This window comes from Paenibacillus sp. 37, from assembly GCF_008386395.1.
Classification (GTDB): Bacteria; Bacillota; Bacilli; order Paenibacillales; family Paenibacillaceae; genus Paenibacillus; species Paenibacillus amylolyticus_B.
Genome location: NZ_CP043761.1, coordinates 1,545,247 through 1,562,165, shown reverse-complemented (window position 1 = coordinate 1,562,165; position 16,919 = coordinate 1,545,247). Strand labels below are relative to the sequence as shown.

Annotated in this window: 16 protein-coding genes; 2 read left to right on the top strand and 14 right to left on the bottom strand. The window is 45.0% G+C overall.

Translation table 11 applies throughout. The features are described from left to right. Positions 1–103 precede the first annotated feature (103 nt). The 8 genes from F0220_RS06880 to F0220_RS06845 form a co-directional block, all read right to left on the bottom strand. On the bottom strand, positions 104–1,921 hold the full coding sequence (locus F0220_RS06880) for an APC family permease (protein ID WP_091015362.1): 1,818 nt from the start codon (positions 1,919–1,921) through the stop codon (positions 104–106). A gap of 326 nt (positions 1,922–2,247) precedes the next feature. Then, entirely contained in the window at positions 2,248–3,093 is an 846-nt protein-coding gene (gene rhaD / locus F0220_RS06875) for a rhamnulose-1-phosphate aldolase (RefSeq protein ID WP_105597690.1), read from the bottom strand. Between the two features lie 384 nt (positions 3,094–3,477). Continuing rightward, a complete protein-coding gene (locus tag F0220_RS06870; RefSeq protein WP_091015365.1) occupies positions 3,478–4,002 on the bottom strand; it encodes a GNAT family N-acetyltransferase in 525 nt (174 codons plus the stop codon). A 119-nt stretch (positions 4,003–4,121) separates the two neighbouring features. Beyond that, positions 4,122–4,814 carry an MORN repeat-containing protein gene (locus tag F0220_RS06865; RefSeq protein ID WP_105597689.1) on the bottom strand — a complete coding sequence of 231 codons (693 nt, stop codon included), beginning with the start codon at positions 4,812–4,814 and terminating at the stop codon, positions 4,122–4,124. A gap of 172 nt (positions 4,815–4,986) precedes the next feature. Continuing rightward, positions 4,987–5,274, bottom strand: a complete 288-nt coding sequence (locus F0220_RS06860; RefSeq protein ID WP_105597688.1) for a hypothetical protein — start codon at positions 5,272–5,274, stop codon at positions 4,987–4,989. 189 nt (positions 5,275–5,463) lie between these two features. Then, on the bottom strand, positions 5,464–5,952 hold the full coding sequence (locus tag F0220_RS06855; protein ID WP_105597687.1) for a DinB family protein: 489 nt from the start codon (positions 5,950–5,952) through the stop codon (positions 5,464–5,466). Between the two features lie 27 nt (positions 5,953–5,979). Beyond that, positions 5,980–6,915: a helix-turn-helix domain-containing protein gene (locus F0220_RS06850; RefSeq protein ID WP_105597686.1), complete on the bottom strand. Its 936-nt coding sequence runs from the start codon at positions 6,913–6,915 to the stop codon at positions 5,980–5,982. Positions 6,916–7,155: 240 nt separating this feature from the next. Next, on the bottom strand, positions 7,156–8,022 hold the full coding sequence (locus tag F0220_RS06845) for a helix-turn-helix transcriptional regulator (protein WP_223199868.1): 867 nt from the start codon (positions 8,020–8,022) through the stop codon (positions 7,156–7,158). Positions 8,023–8,115: 93 nt separating this feature from the next. On the opposite strand from F0220_RS06845, the gene F0220_RS06840 reads away from it, so the two are divergent. Together F0220_RS06840 and F0220_RS06835 are read left to right on the top strand one after the other, a co-directional pair. Continuing rightward, on the top strand, positions 8,116–11,235 hold the full coding sequence (locus F0220_RS06840) for a beta-galactosidase, LacZ type (protein WP_105597684.1): 3,120 nt from the start codon (positions 8,116–8,118) through the stop codon (positions 11,233–11,235). Between the two features lie 315 nt (positions 11,236–11,550). Further along, on the top strand, positions 11,551–12,075 hold the full coding sequence (locus F0220_RS06835; protein WP_181156151.1) for a hypothetical protein: 525 nt from the start codon (positions 11,551–11,553) through the stop codon (positions 12,073–12,075). 126 nt (positions 12,076–12,201) lie between these two features. Here F0220_RS06835 and F0220_RS06830 read toward each other — a convergent pair whose 3' ends face one another. The 6 genes from F0220_RS06830 to tatC all read right to left on the bottom strand — a co-directional run bounded on the left by F0220_RS06830 (position 12,202) and on the right by tatC (position 16,862). Next, positions 12,202–12,549 (bottom strand): hypothetical protein, encoded by a 348-nt coding sequence (locus tag F0220_RS06830; RefSeq protein WP_105597682.1) that lies wholly within the window; start codon positions 12,547–12,549, stop codon positions 12,202–12,204. 132 nt (positions 12,550–12,681) lie between these two features. Further along, positions 12,682–12,924 (bottom strand): hypothetical protein, encoded by a 243-nt coding sequence (locus F0220_RS06825; protein ID WP_223199867.1) that lies wholly within the window; start codon positions 12,922–12,924, stop codon positions 12,682–12,684. A 113-nt stretch (positions 12,925–13,037) separates the two neighbouring features. After that, positions 13,038–13,475, bottom strand: coding sequence for a hypothetical protein (locus F0220_RS06820; protein ID WP_105597680.1), 438 nt, complete (start codon positions 13,473–13,475; stop codon positions 13,038–13,040). A 204-nt stretch (positions 13,476–13,679) separates the two neighbouring features. Further along, entirely contained in the window at positions 13,680–15,314 is a 1,635-nt protein-coding gene (gene groL / locus F0220_RS06815; protein ID WP_036611259.1) for a chaperonin GroEL, read from the bottom strand. 83 nt (positions 15,315–15,397) lie between these two features. Next, complete coding sequence (gene groES / locus F0220_RS06810; protein ID WP_017690077.1) at positions 15,398–15,679, bottom strand: co-chaperone GroES; 282 nt, start codon at positions 15,677–15,679, stop codon at positions 15,398–15,400. Between the two features lie 400 nt (positions 15,680–16,079). After that, positions 16,080–16,862, bottom strand: coding sequence for a twin-arginine translocase subunit TatC (tatC, locus tag F0220_RS06805; protein ID WP_091015386.1), 783 nt, complete (start codon positions 16,860–16,862; stop codon positions 16,080–16,082). Between the last annotated feature and the right edge of the window lie 57 nt (positions 16,863–16,919).

Here is a 16,919-nt window from a genome sequence, read left to right as displayed (position 1 = left end):
CGATGTGTAAATGGAATATGAACGTATACCTATTAAAGAACGCGACTCATTTTACAATAATCTGTAAATCTTCCAAACGGGGTGAAGCGTTGAACCGTTCGAGTTAACGATTAAGATGATATGGCACCGTGGTGACAATCACGTCTTTGTAATTGATCAGATAGGCCCGGATCATGAAGCTGGTCTGGTTGTGCAGTACATTTTGCCACCAGTGCTTGGTGATGAATTGCGGAATCAATACGGTGATGTGATCGGTCTCAGCCGTTTTCCACTCTACGGTATCAATGAATTTCTTCAGCGGCCCCATAATGCTGCGGTATCTCGATTTGATCACGACCAGACGAACACCAGGATTCCACTCTTCCCACTTCTGCTCCATCTTGCGTATGGCCTCATCATCGAATCCAATATACAGCGCGACCACGTGATCCGACATCGTCTGCGCATAACTGATCGTATTCATGACGACCCGGGTAATGCCTGCAACAGGAATGATAATGGTATTGCCTTTGTGGGCTGGTTTTTCCACCTGAATGTCAATTCGCAGCTCATCGGCAATGTTGCAATAGTGACGGTGAATACGCATGAACACATAGACAACGAGTGGCAAAAAGATAAAGATGACCCATGTCTGTGTGAACTTGGTGAAAATAAAGATCAGGGTAATCGATAATGTAGTCAGCATACCGATCGTATTAACGAGCAGTTTCATCTGCCAGCCAGACGGCTTGACTTTGATCCAGCGAATCATCATACCCAGCTGCGACAGGGTAAATGGAATGAACACCCCTACCGCATAGAGCGGAATCAGGCTTTCCGTATTTCCTTTGAACCCGACCACCAGCAGCGCAGACATCACACTGAGGAAAATGATCCCGTTCGAGAAACCAAGGCGGTCTCCTCTGACCATAAATGCATGCGGCATGTATTTGTCCTTCGCCATCATGAAGGATAGTAGCGGAAAAGCCGAATATGCTGTGTTGGCAGCCAGGAACAGGATCAGTGCCGTTACACCCTGAATGATAAAATACATCGTGCCCCTGCCAAACGTCGCTTCAGCAATCTGGGAAATGACCGTTGCTTTGGGATCAGGCTTCACTCCGTACCCATAAGCCAGTAAGGTGATGCCGATGAACATGGCTCCTAATATACAACCCATAAGCAGTAATGTACCCGCGGCATTTTTCTCGGCAGGCTGCTTGAAGTTCGGGATCGCGTTACTTACCGCTTCCACGCCAGTCAAGGCCGAACAACCGGAGCTGAATGCTTTCAATAACAGAAACATACTCACATGGGATAGACTTGTTCCGAATTCTGGTGCAGCTGCTTCCATCCCCCCGGCAAGAAACTTGATTCCACCCGAGATAATCAGAATTGCAATCGAAAAAATAAACAGATATATGGGGATCGCCAGCACAGACGCTGACTCCGTCACTCCCCGCAAATTCATAATGGTTAGAAAAACAATCATAATCAGAGCAATCACAACACTGTAGTCATGCAGCATAGGAAAAGCCGATGTAATCGCATCCGTGCCTGCGGACGAACTTACCGCAACGGTCAAAATATAATCGACCAGCAGAGATCCTCCGGCAATCAGGCTGGATGTTGTACCCAGGTTATCCTTGGCTACGATATAAGCGCCGCCCCCTGTTGGATAAGCAAATATCGTCTGGCGATAGGAAAAAATTAAAATGACGAGTAATCCCAGCACGGCGATGGAAATCGGAACAGAATACCACAGGGCGGCGAATCCGGCCGCAACAAGCACCAGCAAAATCTGTTCCGTACCGTAGGCAACGGACGATAGGGCATCCGAGGACAGGATGGCGAGTGCCTTCCATTTCCCCAATTTTTCTCCATCCAGTTCAGCCGATTTCATTGGCTTGCCTATTAAGATTCTCTTCATTTTGCCAAGCATGATCATAACTTCCTTCCATCTCTCATCTGTGAAGCATTGTTATTATGCAAAATCGCAGAGCCGTTGACAATACGTCATTTCACCCGAATTTCGCCAGCGCGTGATAATGCATTCTACGATTCAATAATCGATAACAAAGCCATTCTTGTTCAGCAATTTGAACTTTTTTGAACCAAAATGACGTTTGTTCGTCAAAAAAAAGGAAATGACCTTCGGTTCAATGAACCAAAGACCACTTCCTTGATCTATGCGTTGACTGTACAGCAATATAATTTTCCTGCATCTGCCTTGTCCAGACCTGTGCAGCTTCTTTCTTCAGCTTCTATTTATCTGTCCAAAATGCCGTGACGAGGAGTAACACCAAACGCTTGTGCCAGTGTGGTCAGTTGCTCATCCGTAATTCTCTGCCGGATCTCGTGACCAGCAACCAGCATATATACTTGGGCTGCCTTCTCAATGGTCTCAATCAGACCAAAAGCTTCATCAATCGTTGTACCTGTTCCAAAGATGCCATGTTGCGGCCAGATGACCGCGTGGTATTCTTTCATTTTCTCAGCCGTTTCGCGGCCAATCTCGTTAGATCCAGGAATCATCCATGGAATAATGCCAATGCCATCCGGGAATACAACCACACACTCCGTGCACATTTGCCACAGCGTCTTCGTGAATTTTGCTTCATCCAACTCGTGGATAAACGTCATAGCCAATACATGAGTGGCATGGTTGTGCATGACAACCCGGTGGTTCGGGTCCAATTTCAAACGTTCGATATGGCTCATGAAATGCGTAGGCAACTCACTTGTTGGATTGGCCCCCGACTTCAATCCCCAGAGCACTTCCAGCTCCTGTCCATCTTGCGATACACGCAGCAACCCCAGATTACTCTCCGGATCAGCGAGTACATTTTTGAAATATTTGCCCGATGCGGTCACGATAAAATACTTGCCTGCCAGCTCCTGCACCGAAAATGCCGGTTTGATCTTGCGAATCACATGATGGATATCGATATATTGAGCTACTTCCTCTTCCTCCAGCAGATAGCTGACATTACCACCATTGCGCTCATCCCAGCCATTTTTCCACATATGCTGTGTAATCTCGGCCATCTCTCGAACAAATGGAATATCGAAACCTGCAGCCTTTGTTGTGTCATTCGTAAGGGTCACGTTCATGATCAATCTCTCCTTATATTGAAAATCAATTGGCTTGCCACGTACATAGTAAGTTCCTTATTTCACATTCATTATACCTTTGTTTATCTTTGTTAGTCAATAAAAAACACAGAAATAACCTTTTACTTATTTTTGTTTAGTTTTGTTTATTTGAAAATAAAACAAAAAAATACCCCACCGGCGCCCGGCGGGGTCAGTCACACATCTATTTAACACGAGAAGGGGTTTACAAGATTTATCATACCTCCGCTACCTTAATAGAAGCTGAAAGCGAAATAAAAAAAGCATGAAAAGCAAGCTGACCCAGTAAGGAGCACATACCTCTTTGAATCGGATTCACGTTAAGTGTGATACGCTGAGGCCTGTCCATACTCCGAAGAAGATTTAAGAACTTTGGAGCATATACGATGGATGCATCTTTCCTGTCGGTTCATAACGTTCATCACCTGTATACTCAAATCCCAGCTTGATCAAGATGTGACGTGACACTTCATTATCCGGATGATGCCCGGCAAACAGTGCCTTCACGTTCATTTTGTCAAAGGCATAACCAATCACCGCCCGCGCCGCTTCCTGCGCATACCCTTTGCCCCAGTGATCCCGGGTTAGATGAAATCCCAATTCATAGATCTCCTCTTCTGGAGAATACGGACGCAGGCCACAACAACCGACAAACACATCCGACTCTTTCTCAAAGAGCGGCCAATATTGCACACCCGCTTCCTTTTGCCTTTGAATCTCCTGTGTTAATCGCGCTTCTACTTCATCCTCACTCAGAAATCCCTTGCTGCTAATCCACTTGGCAACCTCATGATCGCCCCACAATGCAAACGCCAGCGCACGATCTCCTTCATTCCACGTCGCACATTCCAACCGCTCGGTTTCAAATAAGATTGTTCTGTTCATCATCCACTAACCTCCTGTATGCCAACACAAATCTGCGTGCCGCCTATACCTTAAATTAATCGAATGACCGTCGGGGTAAACAACATTTATAATCTGTATATGTTCATTCCTTGTAATAACACTTATAATTGCTTAGCCAATCTCTCGAATTGATTAATGTGAGGCTTGATCTCTTTTTCTATGCTTTTTATAAAAGAACTAAATTGCTTAGGATTGTACTCATCTCCAACACCAACACTTTTATATACTTTTCCCTTTTGATATGTAAACGAGAATATATAACCCTTCTTCAGATCATTCAAAATGTCTCCGACATAACCTAAGATTTCAAATCTTAATTTCGAATCTTTGTAAGCAAAATAATATGGCGGATCATATTCTCCATTTCGTACATCATAACCTGCAATCCACTGATCTTTGGCAAATGTTCCTGTTTGGATTCGTGATTCCAGCCTTTCTCCAGTCAAAGCTATTTCGTTAATCTCAAGTTTACCTTGACCATCTTTCTTGTCGTTCTTCCAGTTCCCGTCATACTTGGACTCTATAATTCTGTCCTCAGCGCGTGTTATCACTTTATATGTGCCATGTCCTGAACGTTTCCCTTGGGCCCAGCTTCCTTTATAGGTTTTGGTTTTTCCCCAGGTCATGGTTCCACTCCCGTGAGGTTTTCCATTTTTGGTCTCTCCATAAAATGTAGCCCCATTGCCATACTCTAGGGTGGTCATCTCAGTCGTCGCCTGAGCAACATGTGGTGACAAGATTACAGACAATCCTAAGGTTGCCCCCAAAATGCAGATGAACAACTTTCTAAACATCAAATCTCCCCTTCTTTCTCGCTTTTCAAGAAATTCATTCTTATAACAACCTATTAATCAACAATTATGACTCTAATATAATATCATTTTTTATCCAGAAGGTTCCACATCAAAAAGAAAAACCCCTGCCGGCAACCTGTCCGGCAGAGGCCAATCTACTGTATTACACCAATTAAAATTCTGCTACGGCGAATTGAATTGTTCCGGAAGCTGCGCCTCCGAGGTTTGCTAACAATGCAAAGACCAGAACTCCACCTGCCGAAATGGTAAGGCTACTGTTTACAGGAATAACGTAAGTGACTACTGGTTCATTCACACGTGTGATCACGAGAGATACGGGAAAAGGTCCAAAGTTGTTCACTGTAGCGCTGGCATTAGTGCCCCCAGCCAAATTCTCATAGTAGGATTTGCCCACACCTGCTGCCAAATTATAAAACTGTTGTGGTAAAAGGATGGCCATTGAAATCACCTCCTTTTGCTTTGATACGGTATTCTATGCTTGAAATCTATTAAAGCAACGGTGAATTACCAGCGTCATAATGTCCAATTTTAATAGACTTCATAGATTGATAGACGAATGTACGCAAAAAAAGCCCCACCGGACCATCCGGTGGAGCCAACTCAGCTTACTTTAATAGTACAAGTCTAACTACGCATACAGCATGTAGAAATTCAATTCATGACCCTGCTGCTTGAGATAGTTATAGAGCTGCGAACGGTGATGGAACACATGTGTCAACGTTTCAATCTGCCATTGCGCCTGCAAATGACCGTGTTCCATATAGAAAGCTTTGGTAGAGCGGTTCAAATAATCTTCTTCACTTAATCCCGTGATATAGGCTTTGTAGGATTCGAAATTACTCCACAATGTTGCTTCCAGCTTCTCAATATCCTGGTTCCCGGACAGACTGTTCTCCACTAGCCCAACCTCAGCTTCACCTTGTTCTTGCATGATGGCAAGGTCCGATGCGGTGATCTGGATAAAATGATGTACAAGCTCCACCAATGAACGCATATTCTCCTGTGGACGATAAGACCAATCCTCCGAACGGATCAAGCGAATTAACGAAGCCCCCGTCCTTACTCCTGTTTCCAACTCATTTAACAAGTGATCCCGAATCTGCAATGTTCCATTCATATATGATGTCTCCCTTATCTTTTATTCTCACGACTTCAGTATAACCGAAGGTGCTACAGATCTATTGTACAAATCGGACAACATCCTGCCGTGTTCTCTGGCTGCCGTCAACGGAGTCTCTCCATAAAACTTGCGAAATTGCCGAATCAGATGGGCTTGGTCAAAAAAACCATGATTCTGGGCAATCATTGCCCAGTCTGCCGTGTTCCCCTGATGAATATCACTCAGCACACGATGAAAACGAACCACCTCACTGAATCGTTTGGGGCTGATTCCGACCCATTCCGAGAACTTGCGATGCAACTGCCGCTCACTGATCACTTCACGCATCGCCAGCTCTTGAACACTCATACGTCCCCCATCTATAAAGATGCGGTGCAGCACGTTTTTCATCAAATTGTTCTCAGATGTGCTTGCCTGTAAGGGCAACGGACTCAAGTACGCATTCATAACCTCTACTCGCTCTGCAAAACTATTCGTTTCGGCCATCCGTTCCTGAAGCTCGTTCAGCTTCTCCGGCCAACATTCCTGAAGGGTAATTCGCTTATCCGTAAACCACTCCAGAGGCATGCCATGGAAGACATGCGCTCCACCCGGGAAGAACCGGACACCAAAGGTGTAGTCTCCAGCAGGAGGACCATGAACGGTTGGCTCAGGTAGAGCGAACGGCAGTGTATAATTGCCACAGTAAGCATAGGAGTGCTCTTGACAGACCGGGTCGTATGTAATCAGCATATCCGTGCAACCATCCGGCAATACCCGAGCAGGCACAGTCATCACCGATGGCTCTCGATCTTCACCCGAAGTAACATCCGCATGCGAGTTCGGAAGAGATCCAGATTCCCAATAACAGGCCACATAAGCCATCAGACCGGCAGCAGGTATTTTCTCAACATAATAACTGTTAGGGTACGTTCCATTCATCTGAATCGGCTTAAACAACGGGTGCAGACTATGATCCACAATTCCATCCTCCGGTCACTAGAGTTGGTTACACAATATGTATTCATCTATCATACCACCAACCGCAGAAATGAAGAAAAAAAGTGCCCTACCGGAGGACAATCCGATAGGGCCAGTCACACATCTATTTAACACGAGAAGGGGTTTACAAGACTTATCTTACCTTCCCAACCTTAATAAAAACTGAAATTGGGATGAATAACAGATCAAAATTCAAAATAAAGAACAAGATTCAGACTTTCAATTCAGTCCATGCAGTTTGCGAAAACGTTCGGGACTCATGCCTGTATGCCTTTTGAACATCGCACAGAAATAACTGGCGTTCTCGTAACCCACTCGATCAGCAACTTCATATATTCGGAGCTCTCTCTCACTGAACATAAGTTGTTTGCTCCGATTGATCCGTTCCTGGTTCACGTAAAATACAGGTCTGATATGGAGCGCCTTCTGAAACAGCCTGCACAAATATTGGGGAGATACTACAGCCACATCGGCCAGTTCCTTCAGCGAAAGTGAACGATCCAGATGCTCTGCGATATAACGCAGCACAGGCTTCAAGCGCTCCAGTTCATCATTATAATTGGCGGATGCGATGAGCAGTGGCTTCAGATCCAGCAGCAGGGCATATAATTGTTTGGAGCATTCCACATCGTAATCTGCGTAATCCGTGGTATCCCCATTCTCTCCTCTAACCAGAAGTTGCTCCAGGCCACGTAACAGCGTGGCTGTTCTGAGTCTGCACACGCGTGAACCGGTTATTCCCGCATAAGATAATAACTGGCTGGCCTCTCTCCCCTGAAACGAGACCCAAGCCAACTCCCAACGATCACTGATGGGCATATATCGATGCGGGACATCAGGATACAGAAAGAAAACGTCACCCGGTCCGACGATATACTCTTCGTCTTGTATAATCAGTCTCCCCTGGCCACTAATAATCTGATGGATCTGATAATCCGGGAATCCCTCTGGACGCTCGGTTTCATATTGGTGTTCCCAGTAACCAACCGTGGTCATATAGATCGGCAGGCGAGCAGCTTCTTCTGTTTTACCAAAAAAAATCCGGGTATCCATCCAGTACACCACTTTCTTCAGTGTTAGTTTCATATTGTGATATATATGGGCAATATTCTTTATTCTCTAAGTCATCATTCAATTCTATAATGACAATATTATAACATTTCAGAAGGAGTTGCTGTTATGCGAAACAAACTGGTATACACCCCTCCGGCAAATGGATACCCGGAATGGAACAATAATCCCGAGACTTTTCAAGTAGGCCGTCTACCCGCACATGCGTCTATGGTAGCGTTTCCATCTATAACAGAAGCATTGTCCAATGATTCCAGCGCATCGCCATGGTACGAATCACTGAATGGTCCATGGAAGTTTGCCTTTGCGGAGACACCGGAGCAACGGATTGCATCCTTTTATGAGAACAACTATGACGCCAGTGACTGGGACGAGATCGCTGTTCCTTCCAACTGGCAGCTACAAGGTTACGATTATCCTCAATATACGAATATGACGTATCCGTGGGTCGAGCGCGAGCCTGAATTGAAGCCACCCTTTGCACCAACAACTTATAATCCGGTGGGTTCGTACATCCGCACGTTTACTGTTCCTGCGGACTGGAAAGACCGGCCTGTCCTGCTGCACTTTGAGGGCGTTGAATCTGCCTTCTATGTATGGGTCAACGGGGAACTCGTCGGTTATAGCGAAGACACGTTTACACCCGCAGAATTTGATATCACCTCATATCTGACGGAAGGTGAAAACAAGCTGGCTGTGGAGGTATATCGCTGGTGTGATGCGAGCTGGCTGGAAAATCAGGATTTCTGGCGGCTAAGCGGCATATTCCGTGGTGTATACCTGCATTCACCTTCCCCGGTTCAGATCGCCGATTTCTTTGTTCGCACTGAACTGGATGATGCCTATCAGGATGCGGAGCTGCTGTTGGATGTGAAATTATTCAATCATAATGCGGTGCAGACGACTGCCGGATTGTCCGTTCAGGCACAGCTCTATGATGCACAACAGCAGACTGTACTGAAGCAACCACTTACTGCGGCGGTCACTTTCCAGGGCGAGGATGAACTTTCATTCCAGTTGTCAGCAGAGGTTATCAATCCGCTTCTATGGAGCGCCGAGACCCCCCATCTATATACACTTGTGCTGTCCATTCAGAATGAATCGGGCGAAATACTGGAGGCTGTTCGCAGCCGGATCGGATTCCGCAAGTTTGAACTGAAGGATGGCCTGATGCAAATCAACGGCAAACGCATTGTGTTCAAGGGCGTCAATCGTCATGAATTTTCCCCGGATAAGGGTCGAGCCATTGGTCGGGAAGACATGATCCGTGACATCGAGTTGATGAAATCCTATAACGTTAACGCTGTGCGTACATCCCATTATCCGAATCAGTCACTCTGGTACGAACTGTGTGATGAATATGGCCTCTATGTCATTGACGAAACGAATCTGGAGACTCACGGTACCTGGGATTATGGGCAAAAGGAAATGAATGAAAACAATATTCCCGCAAGTAAGCCGGAATGGCGTAGTAACGTAATAGATCGCTGTAACTCGATGTTCCAACGGGACAAAAACCATCCGTCCGTTATTATCTGGTCTCTGGGTAATGAATCCTTCGGCGGCGATAACTTCATCGCCATGTACGATTATCTGAAACAAGTCGATCCGACCCGTCTCGTTCATTATGAAGGGACTTTCCATTATCGCCCTTCTGATTCGGCAAGTGATATTGAATCCACAATGTATATCAGCCCACAAGATGTGGAGCAATACGCGCGCATGAAGGGTCCGAAGAAACCTTATATTATCTGCGAATACAGCCATGCCATGGGTAACTCTTGTGGAGGTCTGCATCTGTATTGGGATTTGTTCGATAAATATGATGTGTTGCAGGGTGCATTCATCTGGGACTGGGTCGATCAGTCCATTCGTACCACTACGGCAGACGGTGTAGAATATTTTGCTTATGGCGGCGATTTCGGTGAATCTCCTCATGATGGCAATTTCTGCGGAAACGGACTGATTCTGGCCGACAAGACAGTTACACCGAAGCTGGAAGAAGTGAAGAAATGTTATCAGAACGTTCGTATGGAAGCCATTGACGTCAAAGAAGGCTTGCTGCGCATTCGAAACCAGTTCCTGTTCACGGATCTGAGCGAATACTCACTGGTATGGACACTAGCACATAATGGCGTGTCTGTAGAGAACGGCACGTTGGACATCGCGGTACCTCCTGGCGAATCGACTGAAGTCCGTATCCCTTACACACCATCATCCGATCTGTTCAAAGAAGCGGTATTGACTGTATCTCTGGTAACCAAAGTTGCAACCAAATGGGCAGGAACAGGTCATGAAATCGGCTGGGATCAGTTCGTGGTATCTCCGCGATTGCGTCCAATCCAACTGGTACACCAAGGACAAGACAATTCGCCACAGGTACAGGATCTGCAAGATGAATTGAAAGTAGCTATAGGTCAAGTCACGTTGAGCTTTAACCCGACTACTGGCGCGTTGACGTCTTATCAGATCAATAATCAGGAGCAATTGCTGGCACCTGTCCGCCCGAATTTCTGGAGAGCCATGACAGACAATGATATGGGGAACCGCCTGAATGAGCGTTCTGCCTTCTGGAGAGATGCTCACGCTACCAGCAGATTAATTCGCTTTGAACACCATGCAGACGAGCAAGGCATTCTAGTGACGAGCGATTATACGTGGGATCAACATCCGGGATGTACGCTGTCTATTACGTACCGAATTAGTCCGGATGGCGTGCTCGAAATCAGCCAAACTCTTATTCCAGGCGAGGGCCTACCCGATCTACCGGAATTTGGTATGCTGCTGCAACTGAATAGCAGCCTGGATACGATATCCTGGTACGGCAGAGGTCCGCATGACAACTACGCAGACCGTCTAACCAGTGCACGTCTTGGCTATTACACAGGTGCGGTTCGAGATCAATTTGTTCCATATCTGAAACCACAAGAGTGTGGTAACAAAACGGATGTACGCTTTGCCGAAATTACGTCAGCGGATGGTCAAAGTGGCCTTCATGTTGAAGCCAACATACCATTTGAAATCAATGCGTTGCCGTGGACACCGGAGGAACTGGAAGCAAACGACCATGTTTACAAATTACCTCAGAGTACACAGACTGTCGCTCGCATCAATTACAAGCAAATGGGTGTCGGCGGAGACGATAGCTGGGGCGCACGTACCCATGCTGAATACACCTTGCCAGCCAACCGAGCGTATCACTTCACCTTTACGGTAAGACCTGTATAACATCAAGCAAGTACTGCTGGCAGCATGCCGGCAGTGCTTTTTTTTGTTGGGGCAGTGAGTAGTGAGTGTTTGAAGTTTTCCATGGGAACATTATAATGAATGAGGTGCAAGAAAAGATCTTTATTAGCTATTACTCTATTACGAGGTGAGAATTTGCAATATCTGTTTATCACCCTCTTCATTCTTGGATTTATCGCATTTTTGGGATTTCTTATTCTGATGATCTTATCTATTCGCAAAGGTAATAGGTTACCGATCAGATTTATTTTTCTAACGACGGCCTGTTTTGCGATTGCTTCAATAGGTTTATATGGGATGCTGAATTTATCTTCGAACTCTACTCAGTCTGAAATAGATCAGACCCCTACACCCCAGATTAAACTTTCGGGCCTCCACATGACTACCGATGAATTTAAAAACAAGTTTAATGGCGCCGTGGGCAAATACCGACTGAATGGTTTGAGTATTACCCGCTTGGATATGAAAGACTCTTCCGAGCAGGGCACTGGTACTTTCGAGTATGTATTCAATGACGAGTTGCGTTTGGTTGGTGCAGTGAATGCAGATAAGAGCATTCAGGAATTCAGGTTATACGCAACTGGCGATACGCGTAAACCAACAGGTGGAATTTATATGACTGCTATCGCCACACTCATTCTCACAACCAATAGTGAGTACTCGTATAACGATGCACAAGATGTCATTCAGGATATGCGTCTATTGGATCGCGACGTGAATCAGTCTGATTTTGATGGGGCGACAGTTCGCAACGGATTGGAATATCGCTTCAGCGTACAAGATCATGAACACTCTACTTTTGAAATAACTGTTGCGAAATAAGATGCGATTGTGCAAAAAGGTAAAAAGGCCGCTCCATGAAGGAACGGCCTAACGTGTGGTATGTACTATAGGAATGATTCAGTGTTTGCCACCAAACCAATGATGAACGCCTCCACCATGCGAGAGTTACTCAAAAGTTACAGTCTCGCTTTGATTGTTCCAACTTATTTTAAAGGTAATCGGGTCTTTCGTTTTCTCCGCCTCAGTAACCGTACCCGACATACTGAACGGAACCTCTTGCTCTTCCAGCGCTTTCCCCTGTTGGTCTATATTACTGCCGGTAAGGTCAAACACAAAATCCTTTATACGCTTTTCATCACCTATATAAGTAATACTATAGTTCCCTGTTGATCTCTGAAGAGACACATCCCAGTTATCGCTCTTTCCGTGTAGCCTATCATCCGCACTACAAGCTGAGACAATAGATAAAAGTAATATAGTACAAAGAATCAATGGCAATTTAAATAATTTCATAAAATCCCTCCAATATAATAAAATAACCATAAATTGAAAAATCAATCTCGAAAAACGGCTGATAAACCAATTGGCTAGATTATCAGATCAGAGCTAAGCGAGGTTACGTGTGAAAAATCATGTATGTGTTACCTATCTTGTATATCTATCGATGTCATCGATCGCAGATTCGTGCTCTCTTCTATGATAGTCTTCATGCTGACGGACATCGTTCTTTAACTTCGCTAAGAATCCCCAGCCCATAAAGGCAAGTAACAGCACCGTAATCAGTGCATAAGCAAAGCTATATAGATTCATGAAGAAATTGATAAATATTGTAGCGAGCATCAAGCCCAGAATCCATAATGTCCACTTCGTACCCTTTTTCAAAATCATTTCCTCCTCAAATAGTTCCTAATAAACCTTCTATGTATCCCTGTACATACGAAATCATAGAAACAAGGTTTCAATCTCAGGGCTCCAAATCTACATTTAGAGCGATTCCCAAATCATTTATAAGCATCAGTTCCCAGAGAAACATCTAATGTGCCAGACATCCCTTGAGCAGAAGAGGTACTCACATAATACCAACCCGTCGACAACGCTTTGTCACTATAATATGTATGCTCTTTTCCATCTGCCGGGACACTGCCAGACGTTATCTCGGTTCCACTAGTAGATCTTTCATTGATCGTAAATGTGAAGCGTTTCGAACCCCTGTTTTTAAAACTCACTTTCACATAACTAAATCCTGCCGGAATATTAAACCGATGCGTATTTGTAGTACCTGCGAAATCCTCATTATTGATTACTGTTAATGGAGTTGATGGAGTACTTCTAGGTTCGGTTGCTAATCTCCCTTCAGAATTAGAAGTGAAATTATAAATTAAGATAATAACAGCAATAGAAACCAAAACTGCTAATATCATTTTTCTAATATGTTTCATGATATATGCCCTCCATATCTCTTGATACTAATTTTGATTATGCAAATACTCAACAACACAAAAACCACTCCCTAATAATTTCCAAGAAGTGGTTTTTGTATTATTTATAATTTGTATCAGTGACTGCTTCACCAATTCTCGTCACATCGTAACGAGAATTCACTCTGCCAGGCACATGATGCTTTAAAGGTTTTTACACCTTTATTACATCATGCCGCCCATTCCACCCATACCGCCCATGTCAGGCATTCCGCCACCAGCACCTGCAGGTTCTGGTTTGTCAGCGATAACTGCTTCAGTAGTCAGGAACATTGCAGCTACGGAAGCCGCGTTTTGCAATGCATAACGAGTTACTTTCGCAGGGTCAACGATACCAGCTTCGATCATGTTAACCCACTCGCCAGTTGCAGCGTTGAAGCCGATGCCTGTTTGTTCTTTTTTCAGACGTTCCACGATTACGGAACCTTCTTCGCCAGCGTTAGCTGCGATTGTGCGGATTGGTGCTTCCAGAGCACGCAGGACGATGTTTACGCCTGTTTGCTCGTCACCGGACAGAGCTACAGCCGCAACCGCGCTATATACGTTCATGAGCGCTGTACCACCACCGGATACGATACCTTCTTCAACCGCTGCGCGAGTTGCGTTCAGGGCATCTTCGATGCGAAGTTTGCGTTCTTTCAATTCTGTTTCAGTAGCCGCACCAACTTTGATTACTGCTACACCGCCGGACAATTTAGCCAGACGCTCTTGCAGTTTCTCTTTGTCGAACTCGGAAGTTGTTTCTTCCAGTTGTGTACGGATTTGGCTAACACGTGCATCGATATCGGATTTGTTACCAGCACCGTCAACGATGATTGTGTTTTCTTTGGTTACGCGGATTTGACGAGCTGTACCCAGTTGTTCCACAACAGCGGATTTCAGGTCCAGACCCAGTTCTTCCGTGATCAATTGGCCACCAGTGAGGGCAGCGATGTCTTGCAGCATTGCTTTACGACGGTCACCGAATCCTGGAGCTTTAACAGCTACAGCATTGAATGTACCACGCAATTTGTTAACAACCAGCATAGCCAATGCTTCGCCTTCGATATCTTCAGCGATCAATACCAGCGGTTTGCCTTGTTGAACGATTTTCTCAAGCAATGGCAAGATGTCTTGCGTGCTGGAGATTTTTTTGTCTGTGATCAAGATGTACGGATTGTCCAAAACAGCTTCCATTTTGTCCGTGTCTGTGATCATGTAAGGAGAGATGTATCCACGGTCGAATTGCATACCTTCAACCACTTCAAGCTCTGTAGCGAATCCTTTGGATTCTTCTACAGTGATTACGCCATCTTTACCTACTTTTTCCATAGCTTCAGCGATCAATTCGCCTACTTCTTCGTCAGCTGCAGAGATTGCTGCAACTTGTGCGATGGATTGTTTGGAATCGATTGGTTTGGAGATGGATTGCAATTCAGCAACCGCAGCTTTAACCGCTTTGTCGATCCCTTTACGGATACCGATTGGGCTAGCGCCTGCAGTTACGTTTTTCAGACCTTCTGTGATCAGCGCTTGCGCCAATACAGTTGCTGTTGTAGTACCGTCACCGGCAACATCGTTGGTTTTTGTTGCTACTTCTTTAACCAGTTGTGCACCCATGTTCTCGAATGCATCTTCCAGTTCGATTTCTTTAGCAATGGTTACACCATCGTTAGTGATGAGCGGGCTTCCGAATTTTTTCTCCAGAACCACGTTACGACCTTTAGGACCGAGTGTTACTTTTACTGCATTAGCCAATGCGTCCACACCACGAAGCATGGAGCGACGAGCGTCTTCACTGAATTTAATGTCTTTAGCCATGTTAAGAAAACCTCCCTAGTTTTTGTTGGAAAATGGTCGTGCTATGTCGTGCTATATGGTTCGGTTATCCGATTAAATTTGAATTAGTCGAGAATCGCGTGAATATCGCTCTCTTTCATAATCAAATATTCTTTACCTTCGAATTTGATTTCTGTACCGGCATATTTGGAGAAAATAACGCGATCTCCTTCTTTCACTTCCAGAGCTACACGTACGCCGTCTTTCAATACTCCAGCACCAACTGCAATGATTCTACCCTCTTGCGGTTTTTCTTTGGCGGAGTCCGGGAGTACGATCCCGAAAGAAGTTGTTTGTTCTTGCTCCAGTGGTTCTACCAATACGCGTTCACCTAAAGGTCTGATCATGAAAAATAGCCTCCTTTTGAAATTATATAACGTTACATTGTAGGTTGTAGCCATATGTATTAGCACTCGACAGTGTTCAGTGCTAACAACCAACTTTATGATACTCAACTTGAAGCATGATTTCAAGTCCTTTTGACGAATTCCTGCGAGAATTTACGTTGAATTTACACAAACATAGCCAAATTACACCCGCTGTGCCTGGTTCTATGTTGCAATTCACTAATCTTATTCTACGAAATTGTTTAACCCTTCTGCAACGTTAACAGACAGTCCCTTCCCCATTGTATCCATTGTTGAACATAATATGCCTGCTTGTCCTGTCGTGGTGGTCGGCAGTCTACAGAAATAGCCCGGATAAGAACAGAACGTCTTTTCCGGGCACATTACAGCTTATCCTTATTCAGCCCACATGTTTCTTATCCTCGGCACGAACGTAGCGGGATTCGATCTCTTCATCGGCTGCAAGCTGCTTGCGATATACGATTGCGGATAATAACACACTGATCTCATATAACAGGAGCAAAGGAATCATCACCAGCAGATCGGATATAAAGTCTGGAGGTGTAATGACCACTGCAATGAAGATCAGAACAAAATAAGCAACTCTGCGCATCTTGCGAAGACGAATTGGATTCAGAATCCGCAGTCCTGTCAGAAACATAATAAGTAAAGGAAGTTCAAATAACAGGGACACAGGCAGCACAATGCCAAACAGGAAGCTGAAATACTGCTTCATCCCGTAGGTCTCCACAAGCCCCATCTTCTCCGTTATCGCTGTTGTGAAGGCAAGTGCCATCGGAAAAATAACATAATACGAGAAAGCCATACCTGTCAGAAATAAAAGAAACACATAGGGCACATACTTCAGCGTTGCTTTTCGCTCGCGCGGCTTTAGCCCTGGACTAACAAACTTCCAGATCTGATACACCGTAAACGGCAGTGTAATAATAAGTGAGAACAACCCTGCAATCTTCATATAGATGCCAATCCCGTCCCAGAACGAGAAGGCATGTAACACAAAACCTTTTGCCGACTCTGACTTGGTCAGATATTGGTATACCGGGTCCGCCACAAAAAATCCTGCAATCAGTCCCAGCACAAAAATGCTTAGTACATAGATCAGCCGCTTCCGCAGCTCGCTCAGATGTTCCGTAATCGACATTTCTTCCATTTGCTGCGTCATGCCTGCCCCCCATTATTGCCAGCTTAAAATACAAAACCCTTCCGGCAGGAAGGGATT

What these genes read in the sequence shown, in the direction of transcription:
- F0220_RS06840 (WP_105597684.1), top strand. Translation starts at nt 8,116, where the DNA reads ATGCGAAACAAACTGGTATACACCCCTCCGGCAAATGGATACCCGGAA.
- tatC (WP_091015386.1), bottom strand. Translation starts at nt 16,862, where the DNA reads ATGACGCAGCAAATGGAAGAAATGTCGATTACGGAACATCTGAGCGAG.
- F0220_RS06835 (WP_181156151.1), top strand. Translation starts at nt 11,551, where the DNA reads ATGCTGAATTTATCTTCGAACTCTACTCAGTCTGAAATAGATCAGACC.
- F0220_RS06870 (WP_091015365.1), bottom strand. Translation starts at nt 4,002, where the DNA reads ATGATGAACAGAACAATCTTATTTGAAACCGAGCGGTTGGAATGTGCG.
- groL (WP_036611259.1), bottom strand. Translation starts at nt 15,314, where the DNA reads ATGGCTAAAGACATTAAATTCAGTGAAGACGCTCGTCGCTCCATGCTT.
- rhaD (WP_105597690.1), bottom strand. Translation starts at nt 3,093, where the DNA reads ATGAACGTGACCCTTACGAATGACACAACAAAGGCTGCAGGTTTCGAT.
- F0220_RS06830 (WP_105597682.1), bottom strand. Translation starts at nt 12,549, where the DNA reads ATGAAATTATTTAAATTGCCATTGATTCTTTGTACTATATTACTTTTA.
- F0220_RS06880 (WP_091015362.1), bottom strand. Translation starts at nt 1,921, where the DNA reads ATGCTTGGCAAAATGAAGAGAATCTTAATAGGCAAGCCAATGAAATCG.
- F0220_RS06825 (WP_223199867.1), bottom strand. Translation starts at nt 12,924, where the DNA reads ATGATTTTGAAAAAGGGTACGAAGTGGACATTATGGATTCTGGGCTTG.
- F0220_RS06820 (WP_105597680.1), bottom strand. Translation starts at nt 13,475, where the DNA reads ATGAAACATATTAGAAAAATGATATTAGCAGTTTTGGTTTCTATTGCT.
- F0220_RS06865 (WP_105597689.1), bottom strand. Translation starts at nt 4,814, where the DNA reads ATGTTTAGAAAGTTGTTCATCTGCATTTTGGGGGCAACCTTAGGATTG.
- F0220_RS06860 (WP_105597688.1), bottom strand. Translation starts at nt 5,274, where the DNA reads ATGGCCATCCTTTTACCACAACAGTTTTATAATTTGGCAGCAGGTGTG.
- groES (WP_017690077.1), bottom strand. Translation starts at nt 15,679, where the DNA reads ATGATCAGACCTTTAGGTGAACGCGTATTGGTAGAACCACTGGAGCAA.
- F0220_RS06855 (WP_105597687.1), bottom strand. Translation starts at nt 5,952, where the DNA reads ATGAATGGAACATTGCAGATTCGGGATCACTTGTTAAATGAGTTGGAA.
- F0220_RS06845 (WP_223199868.1), bottom strand. Translation starts at nt 8,022, where the DNA reads ATGAAACTAACACTGAAGAAAGTGGTGTACTGGATGGATACCCGGATT.